Raw genomic sequence first — 342 nt, 5'->3', positions numbered from 1 at the left:
CAGGATGAGTCCCACGAGCCCGCCCGCCGCCGCGGCGACCAGCAGACCGATCGTGTTGCCGCCGAGGGTGAAGCTGGCGAGGAACCCGACAGACGCGCCGAGCACCATGACGCCTTCCTGGGAGACGTTGAAGACTCCAGCCCGCCCGCTCAGGATCGTGCCCTGAGCGGCGAGTACGAACGGCACCATCGCCGGAATGACCAGGGCCAGAAAGCCCACGACCTCGTTCATGAGCGACTCCCAAGCTTGCTGCGCAGCACGTCGCTGAGCATGAGGAAGAGAAGGATGAGCGCCTCGACGATCAGCACGACCTCGATCGGCACTTGAGCGCTGCGCTGCATC

The 342-nt window shown here is 65.8% G+C and carries 1 protein-coding gene; it reads right to left on the bottom strand.

Features of this window, described 5'->3' with window-relative positions; all coding sequences use genetic code 11:
* Positions 1–231 (bottom strand): hypothetical protein (locus tag D9V41_RS17030; RefSeq protein ID WP_481725510.1); only part of this gene is annotated, 231 nt, incomplete at its 3' end.
* Between the last annotated feature and the right edge of the window lie 111 nt (positions 232–342).

Source organism: Aeromicrobium phragmitis, from assembly GCF_003674095.1.
GTDB lineage: Bacteria > Actinomycetota > Actinomycetes > Propionibacteriales > Nocardioidaceae > Aeromicrobium > Aeromicrobium phragmitis.
The sequence above is the reverse complement of the archived record's forward strand: the minus strand, read 5'-3'. Positions and strand labels throughout refer to the sequence as shown.